General features: G+C 61.6%; 19 protein-coding genes. 10 read left to right on the forward strand and 9 right to left on the reverse strand.

Going from position 1 to position 22,041, the window contains the following annotated elements:
* Positions 1 to 17: 17 nt before the first annotated feature.
* From ACA065_RS10480 to ACA065_RS10490, 3 genes are read right to left on the reverse strand one after another with little or no spacing between them, the layout of a single operon-like run.
* Positions 18 to 929 carry a glycosyltransferase family 2 protein gene (locus tag ACA065_RS10480; RefSeq protein WP_497694428.1) on the reverse strand — a complete coding sequence of 304 codons (912 nt, stop codon included), beginning with the start codon at positions 927 to 929 and terminating at the stop codon, positions 18 to 20.
* A gap of 1 nt (position 930) precedes the next feature.
* Positions 931 to 2,394: a mannose-1-phosphate guanylyltransferase/mannose-6-phosphate isomerase gene (locus ACA065_RS10485; RefSeq protein ID WP_497694429.1), complete on the reverse strand. Its 1,464-nt coding sequence runs from the start codon at positions 2,392 to 2,394 to the stop codon at positions 931 to 933.
* Positions 2,394 to 3,833, reverse strand: a complete 1,440-nt coding sequence (locus tag ACA065_RS10490) for an undecaprenyl-phosphate glucose phosphotransferase (RefSeq protein ID WP_497694430.1) — start codon at positions 3,831 to 3,833, stop codon at positions 2,394 to 2,396. Before ACA065_RS10490 ends, ACA065_RS10485 begins: the two co-directional genes overlap by 1 nt.
* A gap of 508 nt (positions 3,834 to 4,341) precedes the next feature.
* Here ACA065_RS10490 and ACA065_RS10495 point away from each other — a divergent pair.
* Positions 4,342 to 4,971, forward strand: coding sequence for a LysE family translocator (locus tag ACA065_RS10495; protein WP_497694431.1), 630 nt, complete (start codon positions 4,342 to 4,344; stop codon positions 4,969 to 4,971).
* Positions 4,972 to 5,025: 54 nt separating this feature from the next.
* On the opposite strand, the gene inhA is transcribed toward ACA065_RS10495, so the two are convergent.
* Positions 5,026 to 5,709: an isonitrile hydratase gene (inhA, locus tag ACA065_RS10500; RefSeq protein WP_497694432.1), complete on the reverse strand. Its 684-nt coding sequence runs from the start codon at positions 5,707 to 5,709 to the stop codon at positions 5,026 to 5,028.
* Between the two features lie 90 nt (positions 5,710 to 5,799).
* On the opposite strand from inhA, the gene ACA065_RS10505 reads away from it, so the two are divergent.
* A complete protein-coding gene (locus tag ACA065_RS10505) occupies positions 5,800 to 6,768 on the forward strand; it encodes a GlxA family transcriptional regulator (protein WP_497694433.1) in 969 nt (322 codons plus the stop codon).
* Between the two features lie 49 nt (positions 6,769 to 6,817).
* On the opposite strand, the gene ACA065_RS10510 is transcribed toward ACA065_RS10505, so the two are convergent.
* The 5 genes from ACA065_RS10510 to ACA065_RS10530 all read right to left on the reverse strand — a co-directional run bounded on the left by ACA065_RS10510 (position 6,818) and on the right by ACA065_RS10530 (position 11,707).
* Positions 6,818 to 7,723 carry an alpha/beta fold hydrolase gene (locus ACA065_RS10510; RefSeq protein WP_497694434.1) on the reverse strand — a complete coding sequence of 302 codons (906 nt, stop codon included), beginning with the start codon at positions 7,721 to 7,723 and terminating at the stop codon, positions 6,818 to 6,820.
* A gap of 84 nt (positions 7,724 to 7,807) precedes the next feature.
* A complete protein-coding gene (locus tag ACA065_RS10515) occupies positions 7,808 to 8,359 on the reverse strand; it encodes a GNAT family N-acetyltransferase (protein WP_497694435.1) in 552 nt (183 codons plus the stop codon).
* Positions 8,356 to 8,835 carry a cysteine hydrolase family protein gene (locus tag ACA065_RS10520; protein ID WP_497694436.1) on the reverse strand — a complete coding sequence of 160 codons (480 nt, stop codon included), beginning with the start codon at positions 8,833 to 8,835 and terminating at the stop codon, positions 8,356 to 8,358. The genes ACA065_RS10515 and ACA065_RS10520 overlap by 4 nt, the downstream gene beginning before the upstream one ends.
* Before the next feature lie 252 nt (positions 8,836 to 9,087).
* Entirely contained in the window at positions 9,088 to 10,914 is a 1,827-nt protein-coding gene (locus tag ACA065_RS10525; protein WP_497694437.1) for a glycoside hydrolase family 15 protein, read from the reverse strand.
* Positions 10,907 to 11,707 carry a glucose 1-dehydrogenase gene (locus ACA065_RS10530; RefSeq protein ID WP_497694438.1) on the reverse strand — a complete coding sequence of 267 codons (801 nt, stop codon included), beginning with the start codon at positions 11,705 to 11,707 and terminating at the stop codon, positions 10,907 to 10,909. Before ACA065_RS10530 ends, ACA065_RS10525 begins: the two co-directional genes overlap by 8 nt.
* A 157-nt stretch (positions 11,708 to 11,864) precedes the next feature.
* Between ACA065_RS10530 and ACA065_RS10535 the strand changes: the two genes are divergently transcribed.
* The 8 genes from ACA065_RS10535 to ACA065_RS10570 all read left to right on the forward strand — a co-directional run bounded on the left by ACA065_RS10535 (position 11,865) and on the right by ACA065_RS10570 (position 22,029).
* Positions 11,865 to 12,614, forward strand: coding sequence for an AraC family transcriptional regulator (locus ACA065_RS10535; protein ID WP_497694439.1), 750 nt, complete (start codon positions 11,865 to 11,867; stop codon positions 12,612 to 12,614).
* Between the two features lie 108 nt (positions 12,615 to 12,722).
* Positions 12,723 to 14,174, forward strand: a complete 1,452-nt coding sequence (locus tag ACA065_RS10540) for an efflux transporter outer membrane subunit (protein WP_497694440.1) — start codon at positions 12,723 to 12,725, stop codon at positions 14,172 to 14,174.
* Entirely contained in the window at positions 14,171 to 15,298 is a 1,128-nt protein-coding gene (locus tag ACA065_RS10545; RefSeq protein WP_497694441.1) for an HlyD family secretion protein, read from the forward strand. Before ACA065_RS10540 ends, ACA065_RS10545 begins: the two co-directional genes overlap by 4 nt.
* A complete protein-coding gene (locus tag ACA065_RS10550) occupies positions 15,288 to 16,808 on the forward strand; it encodes an MDR family MFS transporter (protein WP_497694442.1) in 1,521 nt (506 codons plus the stop codon). Before ACA065_RS10545 ends, ACA065_RS10550 begins: the two co-directional genes overlap by 11 nt.
* Positions 16,809 to 16,894: 86 nt before the next feature.
* Positions 16,895 to 17,395, forward strand: coding sequence for a sigma-70 family RNA polymerase sigma factor (locus ACA065_RS10555; RefSeq protein ID WP_497694443.1), 501 nt, complete (start codon positions 16,895 to 16,897; stop codon positions 17,393 to 17,395).
* A gap of 26 nt (positions 17,396 to 17,421) precedes the next feature.
* On the forward strand, positions 17,422 to 18,375 hold the full coding sequence (locus tag ACA065_RS10560; protein ID WP_497694444.1) for a FecR family protein: 954 nt from the start codon (positions 17,422 to 17,424) through the stop codon (positions 18,373 to 18,375).
* Between the two features lie 97 nt (positions 18,376 to 18,472).
* Positions 18,473 to 20,878: a TonB-dependent siderophore receptor gene (locus ACA065_RS10565; protein WP_497694445.1), complete on the forward strand. Its 2,406-nt coding sequence runs from the start codon at positions 18,473 to 18,475 to the stop codon at positions 20,876 to 20,878.
* Positions 20,879 to 21,075: 197 nt separating this feature from the next.
* Positions 21,076 to 22,029 (forward strand): hypothetical protein, encoded by a 954-nt coding sequence (locus tag ACA065_RS10570; RefSeq protein ID WP_497694446.1) that lies wholly within the window; start codon positions 21,076 to 21,078, stop codon positions 22,027 to 22,029.
* The last annotated feature ends 12 nt before the right edge of the window (positions 22,030 to 22,041 follow it).

Here is a 22,041-nt window from a genome sequence, read left to right on the forward strand (position 1 = left end):
CCTGTGGGTCATGCTGCTCACCTCCAATAACCGGGGAACATGCTGATGCGCCGCTTGAGGGCGAGGGGGAGCCGGCGTTCCAGATGGCCCAGCCGATAGCCGAGCAGCTTGAACGCGCTGCGCACCAGTACTTCGGGTACGCGGTGCAATGCACCGGCTGCGCGCAATGCCGCGAGCTCAGCCAGTACATAGCGTTTACCTTCACCGCCGGCATCGCCAAAGGCCTGGCGAATCCACGGCTCGCGACCGTAAAACACGCCAATGTCGAAGTAGCGGTGAAACTCATCCATGAGTCGGTAATCGTGGGAGTGGTACACCCGCGCCGACGCGGCGTAGCGCACCTTGTAGCCTTCGAGCAGCATGCGCGCCGCGACGTAGGCGTCTTCGCTACCGATCACATCGGCGGGGAAGCCGCCGACCGCCTGCAACGCGCTGCGTCGGTACACGCTGAAAGAGTCGGAACTGAAGCAGGTCTTGATCCCAAGCTCCGGCGCATCGGCCAGGCTTTTGCTGCGGCTGTGTGCCGGGTAATTGAAGTGCCGCGACTGCGCGCCCAGTACGCCAGCGCCGGGGTGCGGCAGTTGGCGGCCGTAAGCCACGCCGTTGAGCGGGTCTTGCTGCAGTTCATCGAGCAGGTTGGCGAAGGTCTCGGCGTCGGCCGGGATCGCGTCCTGGGTCATCACGATCAACGCGTCACCGCTGACGTGTTCGCTGGCCCAACGCCGCGTGCCGCCGTGGTTGAAGTCGCGGGCGTCGATCACCTCGACCCGGGCACCGAATTCGCGAAAGCGCGCCACGGTGTCATCGCTCGAGGCGCTGTCCACCACCAGCACTTCGTCCGGTTGTACGCGCTGCATGTTCAGCGCGGGCAGCAGCCGCGCCAGGTGGCTGGACGCGTTGCGGGTCGGGATGATCAACGAGGTGCGCATATCACTTTTTCACTTCTGTGGCGGGCGCACGCCCGTAGATGTCGTCAAAGCGCACGATGTCGTCTTCGCCCAGGTACTCGCCGCTCTGCACCTCGATCATCACCAGGTCGATGATGCCGGGGTTGGTCAGGCGGTGTTTGTGCCCGGCCGGAATGTAGGTGGACTCGTTGGCGTTGATCAGGAATTCGCGGTCGCCATTGGTAATCTGCGCCGCACCGCTGACCACCACCCAGTGCTCGCTGCGGTGGTGGTGCATTTGCAACGACAACGACGCCTGGGGCTTGACCACGATGCGCTTGATCTTGAACCGGCTGCTTTCCTCCAGCACGGTGTAGGTGCCCCACGGCCGGGTGACGGTACGGTGCAGGCTGAACGCCGGATGGTCCTGGCGCTTGAGCTCGGCGACGATGTAACGCACATCCTGGCTGCGATGGGCGTCGGCGATCAGCAGCGCGTCGGGGGTGTCGACGATGATCAGGTCACGCACGCCGACAGCGCCGAGCACGCGTTTGGGCGAGTCGATGTAGCAGTTGTGCACGTCATGCAAAATTGCTTCGCCGTTGACCTGGTTGCCATTGGCGTCGCTGGGGGTGAGCTGGCGCAGGGCTTCCCAGGAACCGATGTCGCTCCAGCCGATGTTGCAGGGCACCACGGCGACTTGCTTGGACTTCTCCATCAAGGCCACGTCGATGGAAATATCCGGCGCGGCGCCAAAGCCTTCGGCGCTCAATTCACGCTGGCGTGAGGTTTTATTCTGTAGGTCCTGGCTGTGCTCCAAGGCGGCTTTTGCGGCGGCCAGTACGTCGGGGGCATGAACGGCGAGTTCGTCCACCAACGTGCTGGCCTTAAAGCAGAACATCCCTGCATTCCACAGGTGTTTGCCGCCGTCGAGGTAGCTTTGCGCGGTGGCCAGGTCGGGTTTTTCGACGAAGCGTTTGACCCGGTTACCGGTGCCCAGCGCTTCGCCTTTTTCAATGTAACCGAAGCCGGTTTCGGGATGGTCGGGCTGGATGCCGAAGGTCACCAGGTAGCCGGCTTCGGCCAGGTCGCGGGCCTGGCTCACGGCGGCGGCGAACGCGGTTTCATCGGTGATCAAATGGTCGGCGGGCATCACCAGCAACTGCGCCTGATCGCCGAAATGTTCCTGCACATGCAGCGCCGCCACCGCGATGGCCGCCGCCGTGTTGCGCCCGAATGGCTCCAACAGCAAGTCCAGGGGCAGGTGCGCCTTGTTGACCACACGGTAGTCATCCAGGGTACGAAACAGCAGGTCGCGGTTGGTCACCGTCAGCACGCTTTCCACGCCAGGCAGGCGCGCGGCGCGTTGGAAGGTCTTTTGCAGCAGGCTCTGGCCGTCACGCATGCGCATGAACGGTTTGGGCATGTTCTGCCGCGACACCGGCCACAACCGTGTGCCCGAACCACCGGAAATAATGCACGGAATCAAGCCGTTGAGGGTATTCATCAATAGACCTCCTTGGTAGAGAGGACGGCTGGAACCGTCATGAAGACGATGTACAGGTCGAACCACACCGACCACTTCGAGATGTATTCCAGGTCGTATTCGACGCGCTTCTGGATCTTGAACAGGGTGTCGGTCTCGCCCCGGTAGCCATTGATCTGCGCCCAGCCGGTGATGCCTGGCTTGACCCGGTGCCGCGAGCTGTATTCGCTCACCGCCACTTCAAACGGGATGCCGGCCGCCTTGGTCGCCGTGGCGTGAGGGCGTGGGCCGACCATGGACATGTTGCCCAGCAGCACGTTGAACAGCTGCGGCAGCTCGTCGATGCTGGTTTTGCGGATGATGCGGCCCACGCGTGTGATGCGCGGGTCTTTGCGGGTGGTTTGTTGCTCGGCAGTGAAGTCGCTCTGGTCGGTGAACATCGAGCGGAACTTGAACACGCGGATTTCGTTGTCGTTGTAGCCAAAGCGGTTCTGGCGAAACAGCACCGGGCCTTTGGAGTCGAGCTTGATCGCAATCGCCGTCACCAGCATCACCGGTGACAGCGCCACCAGCGCCATGCTTGCCAGCACAAAATCTTCACAGCGCTTGATCACCGGCGACCAACCGCGCAGCGGCAACTGCGAGGTGTTGAACATCAGGATGCCGCCCACGTCGGTGATGCGGCTGTGGCCGTAGCGCAGGGCAGCCATGTCGGGCACCAGCATCACGTTCACCGACATCTGGCGCAGGCGATTGACCAACCCGTGAATGCGTTGCTCGGCCGCCCACGGCAGGCAGATCATGACTTGGTTGACTTGCTCGGCGCGGATCAGTTTTTCCAGGTCACGGGTATTACCCAGCAAGGGCAGGTTGCTCAACTCCTTTGGAATGCGTTCGGTGCGGTCGTCGATAAAACCGATCAGGCCGGAACGGATATCGCCATTGCGTTGCAGGTGGTCGGCGACATGCATCGCGGTGTCGGTGAAGCCCAGGATTACCGTGCGTTGCAGGTATTTGCCCTTGCGCATCAGGTTGCGATACAGGCGCAGCATCAACAGGCGCTCAAGGCAGAACAGCCCCAGGCTGGCGAAGTACCACGTCACCAGGTTGCGCGGGGTCAATTGCGGGAAAAACTGCAAAATCTGGTACATGAACAGCAAGATGCAGAACGCCGCCGACCAGGCGACTGTCTTGGCCCGCAGGCGCAGGCGGTTGCTGAACAGTTCTTCGGAATAGATGCCCAGGGCCTGGAACAGAATAATGGTCAGGACCGCGAAAAACAGCAGCAGGCCGAGAAAGTGGGAGCGCAGCTCAGGGGCCAGCGGGTCGAGGAACAACACCAGAATCAGGGGCGGCAATATGGCGGTCAGGCCATGGATCAACTTGACGAAAACAACAAAGAACTCAACAAATCCGGCGCGGGTCAGAAACAGGCTGTCGACTGACGACTTTTCTCGCATAAAAACATCCCTCATTGCACTCCAGACTTACTGTTCGACTTGCTTACTTAGTGAGCAAGATGAACGACGGCTACTCTGGGTAAAACGCAACAGCTCCTTCAACTAAGGCTATCCAGATGAAGGTATTTGCGTGGGCAGTGAATTAGGGAGTGTTCCTTTGAGTTTCTTTGTCAGCTAATTGACAGTGGTGCGGAGGTAGCGTTCTAGACACGTTAACTGATCTTTTTTGTGGCATTTTATTGACTTTCCTTGTCGTAACACTCGGTGGTGGGGTGTGTTTTTGAGTGTAGGAACAAATGTGAGAATTTTCCTCCCGCATGCGGAAACCTTTTTTGAACGGCGGTAGGAAATGGGGACAAAGAACGCACGCTAAGTGCCCGAAAGTAAGGCTTTAACGGCGACGGAAGTTGTTGTTAAGCGGCAAGCGAAAATGTATCCAGAACAATTTTTTGTGGGTTTTTTGACGGCCATTTAACCTGTCGGTTCTTATCTGGCGGGCGGTTTGAGCATGATCGATTTCACAACCTTGCTGATGTTCTGCGGTGCTGTCCTGTTGTTGCTGTTATCGCCGGGGCCGAACATGGCGTTTGTTATCAGCCATGGCGTGAGTTATGGCTGGCGCGGTGGCGTGGCCTCAAGCCTGGGGATCTGCGTGGCCGACTTGCTGCTGACTGCGCTGACCGCCACCGGGGTAACGGCGCTGGTCGCCAGCTGGCCGCCGTCATTTGATGTGATTCGCTATGCCGGGGTGGTTTACCTGTTATGGCTGGTGTTCAAGACCTTGCAGCAGAGCGCTGGCCTGGACCCTGCCCAGGTCAAGCGCGTGCGCCTGAGCCGTGTGTTTGTGCAGGCGATGCTCAACAGTTTGCTCAACCCCAAGGCGCTGCTGTTTTTCCTGGTGTTTTTACCGCAATTCGTCACGCCCGGCGCTGGGGCCATCGCGTTGCAACTGCTGGTGTTGGGCTGTGTTCTGACCCTGATCGCCGGCGTATTTCACGCGCTGTTGGGGATTTTTGGCGGTGCCCTCAGCCGGTTTTTTGCCGGACGTGCCCACAGCGCCAGGCTCCAGAAATGGGGCCTGGCGAGCATGCTGATGCTATTGGCGGTGCGGCTTGCGTTGATGTCGCGGCCAGCGTAATGCAAACGAGCGGGCTTGTAGTGGTTGTGGCTATCCCGCTCACCGCAAACGCGCTCACTCGCCCAACCGAGCCGCCGCGCGTGCCACGATCTCGCCGCGCACCCGACGCGATTCCGCTGTGCGCTTGCGGGCTTCTTCCAGCACATGCGTGGGCGCGGTCTGCGGGCTGCCCGAGTCGAACGGCGGTGCCGGCGCGTATTCGATCTGCAACTGCACCAGTTGCGCGGCAGCCTCGCTGTACAACTCGGCTGCCAAGGTCAGCGCAAAGTCGATCCCGGCAGTAATCCCGCCACCGGTGAACAGGTTGCCGTCGCGCACCACACGCGCCTGCACCGGGCTCGCACCCAGCGGGGCGAGCAGGTCGTGATAGGCCCAGTGGGTAGTGGCCTTGCGGCCGCGCAGCAACCCCGCCGCGCCGAGTACCAGCGAGCCGGTGCACACCGACGTCACGTAGCGCGCGGTCTGTGCCTGGGCCTTGAGGAAGTCCAGGGTGTGCGGGTCTTCCATCAATGCGCCAACGCCGGAACCACCGGGCACGCACATCACGTCCAGGCGCGGGCAGTCGGCATAGGTCATGGTCGGGGTGAATACCAGGCCGGTGCTGGAGGTGACCGGCGCCAGGTCTTTCCACACCAAGTGCAGTTTCACGTCCGGCAGCGAACCCAATACGTCATACGGGCCGGTGAGGTCCAGTTGCTGAATGCCGGGAAACAACAGAAAGCCGATCTGCAGGGTCATGAATGAAGCTCCGATAAAGGGGTGGACGGCTTCACTCTAGAGGCCTAGGCTTTGGCGAATACGCCATTGAACCCACACATTACGCCAAACATGACCCGGATCATTCACGTACTCGCTTTCCCTAATGCACAGGTGCTCGACGTAACCGGGCCTTTGCAGGTGTTCGCCACGACCAATGACCTGGCCCGCCAGCGTGGCCTGCCGTTGCCTTACGCGGTTTCGGTGATTACCGCGCAGAACGAGCCGGTCATGACCTCTGCCGGCCTGGCGCTGGTGGCCGAGCCGCTGCCCGCTGCCGACGCGCTGTGCGACACGCTGGTCATCGCCGGCGGCTGGGGCGTTTACGGCGCCGCCGAAGACGTTGAATTGATCGAGTGGGTGAAGCAAAAGGCCCAGCACACCCGGCGCATGACCTCGGTGTGCACCGGCGCTTTCCTGCTCGCCGCCAGTGGCTTGCTCGACGGCTGCCGGGTGGCCACGCACTGGACACGCTGCGAAGAGCTGGCGCGCAAATTCCCCGCGCTGACTGTGGAATCCAACCCGATTTTCATCCAGCAAGGCTCGGTGTGGACGTCCGCCGGCGTGACGGCCGGCATCGACCTGTGCCTGGCCCTGGTGGAGGAAGACCTGGGCCGCGCGGTGGCCCTGGAAGCCGCGCGCCACCTGGTGGTGTTCCTCAAGCGCCCGGGCGGCCAATCGCAATTCAGCGTGGCCTTGTCCCTGCAAAAGGGCGACAGCCGCTTTGCCGACTTGCATGCCTGGATGGCCGAAAACCTCACCCTCGACCTGAACATTCCCACATTGGCCGCCCAGGCCGGCATGAGCGAGCGCAGCTTTGTGCGCCACTACCGCGCCGAAACCGGCCAAACGCCTGCGCGGGCCGTCGAGCTGATCCGCGTGGAAACCGCGCGCCGGCAACTGGCCGACAGTACGGCGTCAATCAAACGCATCGCCGTGCAATGCGGTTTTGGCTGTGAAGAGACCCTGCGGCGTAGTTTTCTGCGGGTCGTGGAGGTCACGCCCCAGGCCTACCGTGAGCGCTTCTGCGACCCGGCTTGAACGAAAACGTACACGGTTGTATCAATTTGTTGTGTTGGCGGGGTGACGTTCAGCCTCGATCCAGCAACTCGCAGATCGCCTCGAGGGTCGCCTGTGGCGCTTCCTGAGGAATGTTGTGGCCCACACCCGCCAAGACGTCGCGCCGATAAAACCCGCTGAAGTTTTCCACATCGTCATCCACCGCCGGGGCCGGGCCCACGCCATCATCGGCGCCGCACAGCGAAATCGTCGGCACGCAAATCGGCGGTTGCGGCGCCAGCGCCCGCTCGATGGCCTCCAGGGCCGGGTCGCCCGGCGCGTACATGAATCGGTGGCGATAGGAGTGAATCACCACCTCGACGAAATCCGGGTTATCAAACGATGGCGCGGTGTCGCCGTACAGGGTTGGCCCTTCAGCCCAGGTCGGTGACCACAGTTTCCACAACAACTCGCAAAACTCACGGCGATGGGTGGTCAACCCGTCCACCCCGCGCTGGGTGTGAAAGTAGAACTGATACCACAACCGGTGCTCATCTTCAGGCGCACGGGGCTTTAGCGACTTGGCAATGTCCTGAATGTTATAGCCATCCCCGGTCACCAACCCGCGCACCCGCTGCGGCCATAATGCGGCCACGATACACGCGGCGCGCCCACCCCAGTCGTAACCGGCGAGCGTGGCCTGCGGGATGCCAAGTGCATCCATGAAATCCAGCAGATCCTTGGCCAACGCCGCCTGTTGGCCGGAGCGCATCACCTGTTCATTGATAAACCGCGTCGGGCCATAGCCCCGCAGATACGGCACCAACACCCGGCACCCACGCTCGACCAGGCCCGGCACGATTTCATCGTAGCCGCGCGGGTCGTAGGGGAAACCGTGCAGCAGAATCACCGGTTCGCCGCTTTCCGGGCCGTGGGCTTCATAGGCCACATCGAGCATGGATGTACGCACATAGAGCAGTGGGGCGACAGTGGTCATGATGGGCTCCTCGGGGCTGGCCAAAAGTGTTTGAACTCTAGTCGAACGCCGTGACGGGATAGGCGAAATTCGAAGGCAATGGTCTTACTTGTCTAGCCACTCCCGCGCCAACAGCCCCAACACCACAAGATCATGCCGCTGGCCATTCCAGAACCCGGCCTCGCGCAATATACCTTCGGTGTTAAAGCCCAAACGCTCCAACAACGCCAATGACGCTGTGTTGTGCGGATGGACCATGGCTTCAACTCGATGCAATTGCATGTGCGCAAAGCCCCAATCGAGCATCGCCCGCAAGGCTTCGCTCATTAAACCTTGGCCACGGGCTGCGGGTGCCAGTTCGCAGGATAGAGCGCAACTGTTCCAGCCGCGGTTCCATTTGAACAGGCCGCAGCTGCCGACCAGTTGGCCATCCTGTTCAATCGCCCAGCGTGTGCCTGGGTTGGGCTGGGTGCGCCATTGGGCGAACGTGTCGATCAAGGCGTGGGCCTGGGCCAGGTCGGTCATCGGGTCGGCGCCAAACCAGCGCATGTGGGTGGTGTCGCCGTGGATGGCAAACAACGCCGGGGCGTCGGTTGCGCGTAATTCGCGCAGGCGCAGGCGCAGGCGCTGGGTGGCAAGTGTCGGGAATGTGGTCATGGGGCGGTCGTCGCGATCACTTGGGCGCGATCTACGACTTTGCCGAAGTGATGCCGCCACAGGTCTACGCCCAATTTTCCCGATCGATCCAACGATGAGCCCACGGTCAAATCGCTGATCAATGTCGGCTGCAAGCCCGCATCAAACAATGCGAAGCCGGCCGCCAGGACGCAGGTGTCGGCCTGGATGCCACACACCAGCACACGGTCTGGCGCCAGGCTTTTCAGGTAGTCGATGGTTTCGGGCGTGGGGGCATAGCCGTGTTTGATGAAGATGCGCTGGGCTGCAATCAGGCTGTCGTCATCCGGCGCAGGTTGCCAGCCCAGTTGGCGGGCAAAGGGAGTGATGCTTTCGTCGTGGCGCTCTACGGTGGCCACCGACGGCAGGTGCCCGAGCAGGGTGTTGATGCCGTCGACCAGCCACGCGGGCGGATTGAAGCTGGGTTGCACATCGATGATCAGCAGTACTTGGCGCATGGGGTTCCTGATGGCAGATCGGGGGCTGCCCATTGTGCACGCTGTGTGGTTTAGCGGGGCGCTTCAGATCAAAATCAGAAGCAGGGCACCGCGTCTTGGAAGCTCAACCACAATCACATGGGGGAGCGGGCTTGCTCGCGAAGAGGGCGTGTCAGTCGATACATGTAGAGACTGAAACACCGCCTTCGCGAGCAAGCCCGCTCCCACATTTGGATCTCAATACAGCAGGTGGATTTGTGCTTTCAGGCCTGCTCAGGGTTGCCAGGTAGTTTTCTCCCCGCTGAGCTTGCGGTCCAGAAAGGTTGCCGCGCTGATCAATGCCAGATGGCTCAACGCTTGAGGCGTGTTGCCCAAGTGATGCGCTTGGCTGTCGAACTCTTCGGCGTACAACCCCAGCGGGTTGGCGTAGCGCAGCAGTTGTTCGAACTCCAGGTGGGCTTTCTCCACTTGGCCGGCGCGCGCCAGGCATTCGACGTACCAGAACGAACAGGCGGCGAATGCGCCCTCGGTGCCTTGCAGGCCGTCGATCTGGCTGTCGTCGTTGCGGTAGCGGTAGACCATGCCGTCGCGCACCAGGCTTTTCTGAATCGCTTCCAGGGTCGACAGCCAGCGCGGGTCGGTGGCCGCAACGAAGCGCACCAGCGGCATCAACAGCATCGAACCATCCAGCGCGGTGCTGCCGATATGCTGCACAAAATGCCCGCGCTCTTCATTCCAGAAGTTGCTCCAGATGTCCGCGTAGATCGCCTGGCGGGTCTGGTCCCAGCGCGCGAATGGAGCGGGCAGCGAGCGTTTGGAGGCCAGGCGGATCGCGCGGTCCAACGCCACCCAGCACATCAACCGTGAGTGCAGGAAGTGATGCTCTTCGCCACGCATTTCCCAGATGCCCACGTCCTTGCTGTTCCAGATCTCGCAGACCTGGTCCGCCACTTCAACAGTGTGTTTCCAGCCCTCGTGGGAGATGGCTTCACCGTATTTGTTAACCAGGTACACCGCATCCATCAGCTCGCCGTAGATATCCAGCTGGATCTGGTCGAAGGCCTCATTGCCGATGCGCACCGGTTTGGCACCGCCATGACCGCTGAGGTGATCAAGCTCGGCCTCTGGCAGTTCCTGGCGACCGTCGATGCCGTAGAGGATATTGATTTTGGTCGGCTGGCCGCAGCAGTCGCTGACGCGGCCTTTAAGCCAGCGCATGTAGGCGTTGGCTTCTTCGATAAAGCCCAGGCGCATGAACGCGTAGACGGTGAACGAAGCGTCGCGGATCCAGGTATAGCGGTAGTCCCAATTGCGCTCACCGCCAGGGGTTTCCGGCAGGCCGAAGGTTGCGGCGGCGATGATTGCGCCGTGCTTGCGTGAGGTCAGAAGCTTCAACGCCAGGGCCGAACGGTTGACCATTTCGCGCCAGCGCCCGCGGTAATTCGACTGCGCGATCCAGCCGCGCCAGAACTTCAAGGTGTGCGCCAGGGCCAAGTCAGTGCAGCCACTGTTAACGCGTGGGTCGTCCTGGCCGCCCAGCACGAACTCGGCACCTTCTTCCTGGGCCAGGGTGAAGCTCGCCACGGCGGCATCGTCTTCGACCTGCATCGCGTGGCTGCTCGCCAGGCGCAGGCCGGGCTGGCCGTCGGCGGCAAAATAGACCATGCCGTCGTCGAGGCTGGCGTGGGTCGCAGTACGTGCATAGTCATGGCGCACAGCGCAGCGCAGGTGAATTTTCGCGCTGCCGCTGACCACGCGCACGCGGCGAATCAGCAGCGGCAGGTCGTCGATTTCTTCACTGATCACCAGCAGATCGGTGATTTCCACCACGGCCTCATCGCTCAGCCAACGGGTTTGCAGCACGTTGGTGTCGGGCAGGTAGATTTGTTCACGGCGGGCGTTAGTCAGGTCGGGGGTCAGTTGGAAAACACCGGCCTCAGGTGTGTCGAGCAGCGAGCAGAAGATCGACGGGCTGTCGAATTCCGGCCAGCAGAAAAAGTCGATGCTGCCGCGATCATTGACCAGTGCCGCACTGCGCATATCGCCGATAATGCCGTGGGCATCGATGGCGCTTTGGGGTTCGTTCTTGAAATCAACCATTGCCACGAAACTCCGGATAAAGGCTCATGCCGCCATCAATAAACAGGGTGCTGCCGACCACATAGTCGGAGGCATCGCTGGCCAGCCACACCACTGCGTTGGCCACGTCTTCGACATCGCCCACGCGGCCGTAGGGAATCAACTTCAACAGCTCTTTCTTCGCCGCGCCTTCGGTTGCCGCACGGTTGATCGCCGTACGAATCGCCCCCGGCGCAATGCCGTTGATGCGGATGCGCTGCTCGCTGACTTCCTGGGCAAGCGTGCGCATCAGCATCTCCACGCCGCCCTTGGAGGCCGCGTAGTTCACATGCCCGGCCCACGGAATAATCTGATGCACCGAGCTCATATGAATGATTTTGCCGGCCGCGCGCGATACGCCCTCGCGCACGCCCTGGCGATTGAAAATTCGCACGGCGGCGCGGGCACACAGGAACTGGCCGGTAAGGTTCACGCCGATCACGGTGTTCCAGTCGTCGAGGGTCATGTCAACCAGGTTGGCGTCTTTTTGCAGACCGGAGTTGGCCACCAGAATATCCAGGTGGCCGAAGGCGTCGAGGGTTTGGGCGAACAGGCGTTCTACGTCGGCTTCCTTGGACACATCACCGCCGATGGCAATCGCTCGGCCGCCGTTGGCGTTGATCTGCGCAGCCAGGGCTTCGGCCGGCGCCGCCTGCGAGTTGTAATTGAGCACCACGGCGGCACCGGCTTCGGCCAGGGCCTTGGCGGCGCCTGCGCCAATGCCGGAACTGGCGCCGGTGACCAGGGCCACTTGTTGCTGCAACGAGATCTGCATTGCCCACCCACCGTTTTCTGAGAGTCTTTGCAGCTGACTGGCGGCGCGTGGTGGAAGTTCACCGGTTGTCTCAAATGCGACGATAGCTGTCTATTTCAATCGTTTTCGCCAGCGCGCTTTTCGCTAGACTCAAGGCCTGTTGATGCGAGAACCGCCTATGACTGCCCAATCGCCGCCCAGGCCGTGGCTTGAAGCCTACGCCGACAATTACCGTAATGATGAGGTGGTCCTCCCGCATTGCCACGCCCAAGCCCAACTGATTCATGGGGTGTCGGGGGTGATGGTGGTCAGTACCGCGCAAGGCAGTTGGCTGGTGCCGTCCGGGCATGCGCTGTGGGTGCCGGCCGGTACGCCGCATGAAATCCGCATGGCCGGTGAGGTGCATATGCGCACGCTGTTCCTGGCGCCGGATGCGGAGCCCGGGCTGGGCCGTGTGTGCCAGGTGATCGAAGTGTCGGCGCTGCTGCGCGAATTGATCGTCGCCGCCGCTTTGATCGCAGGGCAGAACACCCCGCGCATGCTGGCGATGATCGAGCTGATCCGTATGGAATTGCTCAGCGCTCCCGTGGTGGCGATGCATGTGCCGGTCCCGGCAGAGGCGCGCCTGGCCAAGCTGTGTACGCACTTTATCCGCAACCCTGCCGATGACAGTAGCCTGGAGTCCTGGGCGGGCCTGCTGAACATGAGCGCACGCACGCTGAGTCGGATTTTTCAGCGTGAACTGGGCATGAGCTTTGGCGAGTGGCGCCAACGTGCGCGGCTCGCCCTGAGCCTCAAGCTGCTGGCCCAGGGCGTGTCTATTCTGGAAGTGGCGTTGGAGCACGGTTACCAGAGCCCGAGCGCGTTCAGTGCAATGTTTCGCCGTGCCATGGGTTACCCGCCGAGCCATTTCCGGCCGGGCGCTTGAGCCACGCTGCGCGGTTGTCCGTTCAGCGACGATAGATGGCTTGGGCGCGGGCGAATCCGCGCGGTGAGCTGCTTACTCTGCAAGGCCCTTTCTTGAACGAGCCTTGTGATGCCCAGCTCTGTCTTTGACGCCTTCAACCGTGTGGCTATCGTCGGCGTGATCAGCGCGTTGGCCGGTTGCAGCCACGCGCCTTCGACGCTGATTACGGCGCAACCCGTCGCCCATTTATCGGTGCAAACAGCCGAGCCGCTGCCTGCACGTTGGTGGCAGTTGTATCGCGACCCGCAACTCGATGCCCTGGTGGAACGGGCATTGCGCGAGAACAAGCACCTGGAGGCGGCTGGCGCGCATGTCGAGGCGATGCTGGCGTTGTTGCAGCAGGTTGATGGCGAGCGCCGACCGTCGACGGCGTTGGCCTATGGGCTGGCGTATGGTCGCAGCCGCGATGACCAGACCTTGGCCCAGGCGACGGGCCAATCGGCTGGCGGGCAGTGGAGCCACACCCCTGAATTTTCCTTGAGCTATACGCTGGACCTGTGGGGCGCGGTGCGTTACCGCATTGCCGCGGCCCGTGCCGATGCGCAAGTGGCACGCGCGGTGGAGGATGAAGTGCGCGTGACCATAGCGGCGCAGACCGCGCGGGCCTATGCCCAGGCCTGCATCTATACACACCAGGCGCAGGTGCAGCGCCATTCGGTGCGGCTGCTGGAGCAAAGCCTCGACGTCACCCAGCGCCTGCAAAAGGCTGGCGCCGCCAACGAACTGGAAGTTGCGCGCCTGCAAGGCCTGTTGGAGGAAACCCGCGCGCCGTTGCCCCTGTTCAACGCGCGGCGCCAAAGCGCGTTGTATGAGCTGGCGGTGCTCAGTGGCCAACCGCCGGAGCAGGTGAGCGCGCATAGCTGTGCACAGGGCCCGCAATTACACGCGCCATTGCCGGTCGGCGAGGGCTGGGCATTGGTGCAGCGTCGCCCCGATATTCGCCGCGCCCAGGCGCAGGTGCGTTCAGCCACCGTGTCCATCGGCCTGGCCCGCGCGCAGCTGTATCCACGTATTACCTTCGGCGCGATGCTCGGCTCGTCAGCCGCCAGCCTGGGCAAGTTGGGGGACGCGGACGCCGTGGTGTATGGCATTGGCCCGTTGCTGTCCTGGCAGTTTCCCAACCGGCAAATCGCCCAGGCGCGGGTTACCCAGCGGCAGGCCGAAGCGCATCAGGCACTGGCCCAATTCGACGCCACCGTGCTCGACGCGCTGAAGCAGGTCGAGCAAGCGCTGGTGCTTTATCAAGGCGAACAGCAGCGTCGCCAAGCCCTGGTTGCAGCCCTGGAGCAAAGCCGCCGCGCGTTCGACTTGGCTAACCGTGGCTTCCTCGCCGGAGGCCTGGATGCCCTGCAACGGCTAGACAGCGAACGCAATCGCGTCAACCTCGAAGCACGCGTGGCCCAGGCCGACCTGCAACTGATCAACCGCCAGATCGACCTGTTCCAGGCGCTGGGTGGCGGTTGGCAGCGCACTGATCAATCACCTTCCTTACCCGTCGCCACCCTTGGAGCCCGCCGATGAACCAGGCCGTTGAAGTCATTCCTCCCACGTTGATGCAACGTCACCGCCGCGCACTCGTGACGGCATCGTCGCTGGCTGCGCTGCTAGGGATCGCTGTGTTTGGCAGCTATTGGTGGAAACTCGGCCAGTTCCTTGAAGAAACTGACGATGCCTATGTGCGTGCCGATTGGGTTGCCGTCAGCCCACGGGTTGCCGGCTATGTAAGCCAGGTGCTGGTGGACGATAACCAGTGGGTCAAGGCGGGGGATGTATTGGTGCGTATCGATGATCGCGACTTCATCGAGCGCCTGAACAGTGCCCAGGCACAGTTGCAGCAAGCTGAAGCGGCGGTCAACGCGCAGCAGGCCAAACTGCAGTCCCTCGACGCGCAATCCGGTGAGCAACAGCAACGCATTATTCAGGCCCAGGCGGCGCTGGCCAGCGGCGAGGCCGAAGCGCAACGGGCCCGCCTCGATTACCAGCGCTATCGCGACCTGGTGGCGCAGCAGGTCGCCAGTGCCCAGCACCTGGAAACAGTGAGCGCCAGCCAGGCCCAGGCCCAAGCGACGCTGGCCCAAGCGCGTGCCCAAGTACTGCGTCAGCAGGCGCAATTGCAGGTGCTGAAGGCGCGTCGGCAACAGGCCCAGGCGCAATTGCAAGCACGCCAGGCTCATATCGGCGAAGCCCAGGCTGCCTTGGCCTTGGCGCGTAATGCGCTGGAGGACACCGCCATTCGCGCGCCCTTCGATGGCGTGGTCGGCCAGCGCAAAGTGCGCCGCCAGCAATACGCGACGCCCGGTTTACCGCTGCTGGCCGTGGTGCCGGTTGCGCAGGCGTATGTCAGTGCCAACTTCAAGGAAACTCAGTTGCAGCGCATCGTGCCCGGCCAGTCGGTGACGATAGCGGTGGACAGCTTCTCCGGTCGGCACTGGCGTGGCGAAGTGGAAAGCATCGCCCCAGGCTCCGGCGCGGTATTTGCGCTGCTGCCGCCCGACAACGCTACCGGCAACTTCACCAAGATCGTCCAGCGTTTTCCCGTGCGGATCCGGCTGCTGCCGCAGGAAGGTGACGGCCCACGCATCCTGCCGGGCATGTCGGTGATCGCCACCGTCGACACTCGTGGGGAGCCTGCTCATGGCGGTTGATGCGCGTTCACCCCAGGTGTCGTTGCGCGCCTGGGTGGCGGTGATTGGGGGGCTGTTCGGCTGCTTCATGGCCGGGATGAACGTGCACGTCACCAGCGCCGCACTGCCGGAAATCGAAGGCGCTTTGGGCGCGACGTTTGAGGAAGGTTCCTGGATTTCCACCGCTTACCTGGTGGCGGAAATCATCATGATCCCGCTCACGGCGTGGCTGGTGCAGGTGTTCTCGTTGCGCCGGGTGATGCTGCTGGGCTCGGGCGTGTTTCTGGTGGCGTCGGTGGCGTGCTCGCTGGCGCCGAACCTGCAAACCATGATCATCATTCGGGTGATACAGGGCGCGGCCGGCGCCGTGCTGATCCCGCTGTCATTCCAGCTGATCATCACCGAACTGCCGCCCAGCAAGGTGCCGCTGGGCATGGCCTTGTTCAGCCTGGCCAACAGCGTGGCCCAGGCCGCGGGCCCGTCGATGGGCGGCTGGCTGACGGACGTGTATTCCTGGCGCTGGATCTTCTACCTGCAATTGTTCCCAGGTATTGCGTTGCTCGCCGCGGTGGCATGGTCGATTGATCGCCAACCCATGCACCTGAAACTGCTGCGCCAGGGCGATTGGTGGGGCATCGCCTGCATGGTGCTGGGCCTGGGGGCGCTGCAAATCGTGCTGGAGGAGGGCGGCCGCAAGGACTGGTTCGGTTCGCCGTTTATTGTGTGGATGAGTGTATTGGCCGTGGTTGGGTTGATCGGGTTTACCGCCCGCCAGCTGTGGGGCGCGCACGCCTTTATCAACCTGCGTCTGCTGGGGCATTACAACTTCGGCGTGGCCAGTGTGGCGATGTTCGTGTTCGGCGCGAGCACGTTTGGCCTGGTGTTTCTGGTGCCCAATTACCTGTCGCAACTGCAGGGCTACAACGCCCGCGAGATTGGCCTGAGCCTGATTCTCTACGGGCTGGTGCAACTGGTGATGGCGCCGTTTTTGCCGCGCTTGATGAAGTGGTTGAGCGCCAAGCTGCTGGTGGCCTCGGGCTTTGCAATCATGGCCTTGGGGTGCTGGATGGGCGCGCACTTATCCGCCGAGAGCGCCAGCAATGTGATCGTCCCCTCGATTGTGGTGCGTGGGATCGGTCAGCCGTTGATCATGGTGGCGCTGTCGGTGCTGGCGGTGCAGGGGCTGGCGAAGGCCGAGGCGGGGTCGGCCTCGGCGGTGTTTTCGATGCTGCGCAACCTGGGCGGTGCCATCGGCACGGCGCTGCTGGCGCAACTGGTGGTGGTGCGCGAGCGTGTGCATTCAGGGCGGATCAATGAGTCGGTGACGGTGTTCGACTCGGCGCTGCAACAACGCCTGCCCGGCGCCGGTGTGTTGCAAGCGCAGTTGCCGGACCATCAAGCGGCATTGCAGAGGCTTGACCAGAGCATTCATCACCAGGCGTTCCTGATGGCCTATAGCGATGCGTTTTACCTGGCCTGTGTAGCGTTAGCGTTGTGTGCGGTGGCGGCGTTGATGCTGCGGCGCGGGTGAGGTGCGGTGGTGGGGCGACGGGAAGCAATTGCCCCACTTAATAGGAAGCATTACTATTCACGCCCCGCCTCCCCAGTGCTCACGCGATGATCCCTCAGCCGCCCCGCAGAACAGGCTTTTTCGAGCATTACGAAGAGTTGATCGGCACCTGGACACGCCGCCTGAGAAACCGTCAGCAGGCCGAAGACCTGGCCCACGACACCTTCGTACGGGTGCTTGAGTCGCGTTCGAGCGAGGTTGAGCAACCGCGCGCCTATCTGCATCAAACGGCGCGCAACATCGCCGTTGATGCCTACCGGCGTGAAGACCGGCGTGAGGCGCTGGCGCTGGAAGCCTTTGATCAAAGTGCGCCCCACAGTGGCGACCCGGAGCATTTCATGCACGCGATCCAGTTGGCGGACTCCATTGAACGAGCCTTGGCCGAGCTGCCGCTCAACTGTCGCAAGATATTTATCTGGCAGAAAATCGAGGGGCTGACCCAGCAGGAAATCGCCGTGCGCCTGGGTCTGTCTAAAAACATGGTGGAAAAGTATATGATCCGCACCTTGCGGCATCTGCGTGACCGCCTGGATGCGATGGCCCCATGACCCGCTTTGATGAAACAGGATCTTCCATGATCGATAGCCGTGCTCGTGACGAAGCCGCGCATTGGTTTGTACGCCTGCAAGACGCCGAGTTGAGCATCGAAGAGCGCCAGCGTTTCGATGCCTGGCGCGCAGAGCGGCCTGAGCACTCATACGAATTCGACGTGCTGCAAGGGCTGTGGAGCGCCACTGACTTGTTGCCCAAGGCCCGTTTGCAGGCCTTGTGTGATGCGCCGGTGGAGCGGCCCAAGCGCCGGGCCATTTTGCGTTACGCCGTCGCGGCGAGTGTGGTGGCAGTGGCCCTGGGGCTGGGGTTGTTCAGCGGGCTTGATCATCCAAAACCCTACAGTGCCGAGTTCAGCACGCGCCTGGGTGAGCGTCGCCAAGTGGCGTTGCCCGACGGTTCGGTGATGGACCTGAACAGCCGCAGCGTGGTCGCGGTGCACTATGAAAAAGGTCGGCGCGGCGTAGAAATCAAGCAGGGCGAAGCCATGTTCAGCGTCGAGCACGACACCAGCCGACCCTTTGTCGTAGCCGCCGGGGCGGGGCAGGTGACGGTCACCGGCACACGGTTTGATGTGCGCCGTGATGACGACCAGACCCGCGTGGTGGTCGAGGCCGGCACGGTCAAGGTGCAGGGGCGTGCGTCGGATCAGATCGTCACGCTGACGGCGGGCCTGGGCACGCAAGTCGATGCCCTGGGGCAGGTTGCCGCTGCGTACGCGGTGAATACCGATGAGTTGACGGCCTGGCGCAGCGGCAAGCTGGTGTTCAACAACGCCAGCCTCGGTGAAGTGGCCCGGGAAGTGTCGCGCTACCGCGAGCGACCATTGCGCGTCAGTACCGCTGCGGTGAGCAACCTGCGCTTGACCAGCGTGTTCAAGTCCACCGACACCGACGCCTTGCTCAAAGCCTTGCCGCGTATCTTGCCGGTCGCGTTGCGCACGTTGCCGGACGGCAGCCAGGAAATTATTTCACGCTGAGGTTCAGGTTTTTTTCGAGTTCTTCGTCTTCTCCTGCAACTGCAACTGGTTTGCATTAACAGCCGCACACTTTTGCGATCACAGGACTAAGTTCGACGTGAAAAAACTGACCGTCTACAACAACAAAATCTCCCGCTGGGCGCCCTTGGCCCTGGCGCTTGCTGTCAGTGCCGCAGTGCCTGCGGCCTATGCTGACGACGGTATTCATATCCGCGCCCAGGCTTTGGGCGCGGCATTGAGCCAGCTGGGCCAGCAGACTTCCCTGCAGGTGTTTTTCAGCCCGGACATGGTCGCAGGCAAACAAGCGCCTGCGGTGGACGGCAACCTTTCACCCGAACAAGCCCTGCGCCAACTCCTGCAAGGCAGCGGCCTGGACTACCAGATCGACGCCGGCTCCGTGACTCTGCGCCCGCTAAGTAACGGCACCGGTGAAGCCGGCTCGCCGCTGGAACTGGGCGTCACCGACATCAAGGTGGTTGGCGACTGGCTGGGCGATGCCAACGCCGAAGTGGTGCAGAACCACGCGGGTGCGCGTACGGTCATCCGCCGCGAAGCCATGGTGGAGCAGGGCGCGATGAACGTGGGCGATGTGTTGCGCCGCGTCCCTGGCGTACAGGTACAGGAATCCAACGGCACCGGTGGCAGTGATATTTCCCTGAACGTGGGCGTTCGCGGCCTGACTTCGCGCCTGTCGCCACGCTCCACCGTACTGATCGACGGTGTGCCTGCGGCGTTTGCGCCGTATGGCCAACCACAATTGTCGATGGCGCCAATTTCCGCCGGCAACCTTGAGAGCATCGACGTGGTGCGCGGTGCCGGTTCCGTGCGTTATGGGCCGCAGAACGTCGGCGGTGTGATCAACTTCGTGACCCGCGCCATCCCCGAGAAATTTTCCGGTGAGGTCGGCACTACCCTGCAAACCTCCGCCCACGGCGGTTGGAAACACATCGAAAACGCCTTTGTCGGCGGCACGGCGGATAACGGTATCGGCGCGGCGTTGCTGTATTCCGGGGTCAAGGGCGATGGTTATCGCAACAGCAACAACTCCAACGACATTGACGACGTGATCTTCAAGACCCACTGGGCGCCGACCGATCAAGACGACTTCTCGCTGAACTTCCACTACTACGACGCCAGCGCGGATATGCCCGGCGGCCTGACTCAGAAGCAGTTCAGCGCCAACCCGTACCAATCGGTACGTGACTGGGACAATTTCAGTGGGCGCCGCAAGGACGTGTCCTTCAAGTACATCCGCCAGATCGACGACCGTACCCAGGCCGAAGTGCTGACCTATTATTCCGACAGTTTCCGCGGCAGCAACATCGCTAACCGTGACCTGAAAACCCTCGGCTCCTACCCGCGCACCTACTACACCTTCGGCATCGAGCCGCGGGTGTCGCATGTGTTTGACGTGGGCCCGAGCACTCAGGAGGTCAGCCTCGGTTACCGCTACCTCAAGGAAGGCATGCATGAGCAGGCCACCAGCCTGAACCTGGTCAACAACGTGCCAACGCCGGGCGGCCAGAGCGACGGTCACGTCTACCAGGACCGTACCGGTGGTACTGAGGCCAATGCCTTCTATATCGATAACAAGATTGATATCGGCAAGTGGACCGTCACCCCGGGCATTCGCTTTGAAGACATTCGCACCCAATGGCACGACCGCCCGGTTGTGGCCCTGAACGGCACCCGTACCCAGGAGAAGCGCCGCGAGGTCAACAACAACGAGCCGCTGCCGGCCCTGAGCGTGATGTACCACGTCTCGGATGCCTGGAAAGTGTTCGCCAACTACGAAACATCTTTCGGCAGCCTGCAGTATTTCCAACTCGGTCAGGGCGGTAACGGCGACCAGACGGCCAACGGCCTGAACCCGGAAAAAGCCAAGACCTACGAGGTCGGTACGCGCTACAACGACAGCGTCTGGGGCGGCGAAGTGACGTTGTTCTACATCGACTTCTCGGATGAGTTGCAATATTTGAGCAACGACGTGGGCTGGACCAACCTGGGCGCTACCAAGCACCAGGGTATCGAGGCCTCGGCCCACTATGACCTGTCGAACCTCGACCCACGCCTTGATGGCCTGACCGCCAGTGCCGGTTTCACCTACACCAAAGCCACCTCAGAAGGCGATGTGCCGTTCAAGGGCCGTGACTTGCCGCTGTACTCCCGTGAAGTGGCGACGGCGGGCCTGCGTTACGACATCAACCACTGGACCCATAACCTGGATGTCTATGCCCAATCCGGCCAGCGTGCGCCAGGCACTGGCACTACCTACATCACCCAAGGCACTGCCGACGGCCAGTACGGTGATATTCCCGGTTATGTCTCGGTCAACGTGCGCAGCGGGTATGACTTCGGTGCGCAACTGTCGAATCTGAAACTGGGTGTGGGGGTGAAAAACGTCTTTGACCAACAACACTACACGCGCTCCAGTGACAATAATGCCGGGTTGTATCTGGGGGAACCACGTACGTTCTTCGTACAAGCAAGCGTCGGGTTCTGACCGGTCGTTGATAAGAAAAATCGCAGCCCAAGGGCTGCGATTTTTTTTGCCTGTTTCCTACGGCCTTTCACGTAACGTTCTGCTTGACGAGGAACCTATTCCGACAGTTAAGCCACATAGGGGGCAGACCTGGTCGACTTATTACGTGAGCGTGCAGCGACAGGTTGATCATCGCACCCCTTGCCCTGGAGGCACTTATGTCGGTTTCGACTACCACTGTATCTGTATCTGTTTCATCCAACGCGGACACTACGCAGGTTAATTCCAACTTCGGAGCCCAGGCCAGTGTTGCGGCATCGACGACGGCGTCGTACCACAGCCACAACACCGGAAGCGTGAATTTTCATGCAGCGCAAAGTCAGGGTGGGCCGGTGTTTGGCCAGCAACCGCAGGCAGCGAGTCATCACAGTTACTTCAATCCCCCAGGCAATTCCCAAGATTTTTCTACGATGATGCACCATGCCTCACACCACGGGGGCACGCAGCAGCCCCAGCAATGGGGGAACCCTTGGATAGGCAGACCCAACCCACCCATTAACGCGCATGGCCCGTACCCGATCACGCTGGGTAAACCAGACCCGATTTACGCGAAAAAAAGCAACGATCAACTGGCGAACGATCTGCTGAGAAACGCCCGCGCGTTTACCACACCGGGTAACCGTTCAACTATCAGCAAGCGCGCTATTGAAGACATGGCGCAACAAAAACCAGGTCGAAACCCTCTGATGAATCAAAACATTCGGCTGGCCGGCGAGCTTACGAGGCGTCGCGAGGTAATGGATGCCATCTTCCGGCAGCCGGGTACAGGTGCGATTGGCAATCAGGTCTCAATCAGCAATTTCAGTGCGTTCAATCGCGACCAAAACCCCTTGAAATACAGCACTGATAAGCAAGTAGTTCAGGAGCTGAACAGCCATTTCGATCAACTCACCGAGTACTTCGGTGGCCGCCAAATCAATATCCGCGACCTTGAATATTTGGCCGGTCTGCAACAGACGGGGATCTCTTCACTGGACCACTTACTTAATGTGAGTAAAACGGCCACCAATCGCCAGGATTTGCTGGACATACTGGATAACGTTGCGAGTAAGTCCGAAGACAACCGAATCAGCCAGGCGGGGCTGATGTTGGCGTCCTACATGATGGCGTAACGCAGAGCAATC

The sequence above is a fragment of the Pseudomonas sp. LBUM1640 genome, from assembly GCF_059716225.1.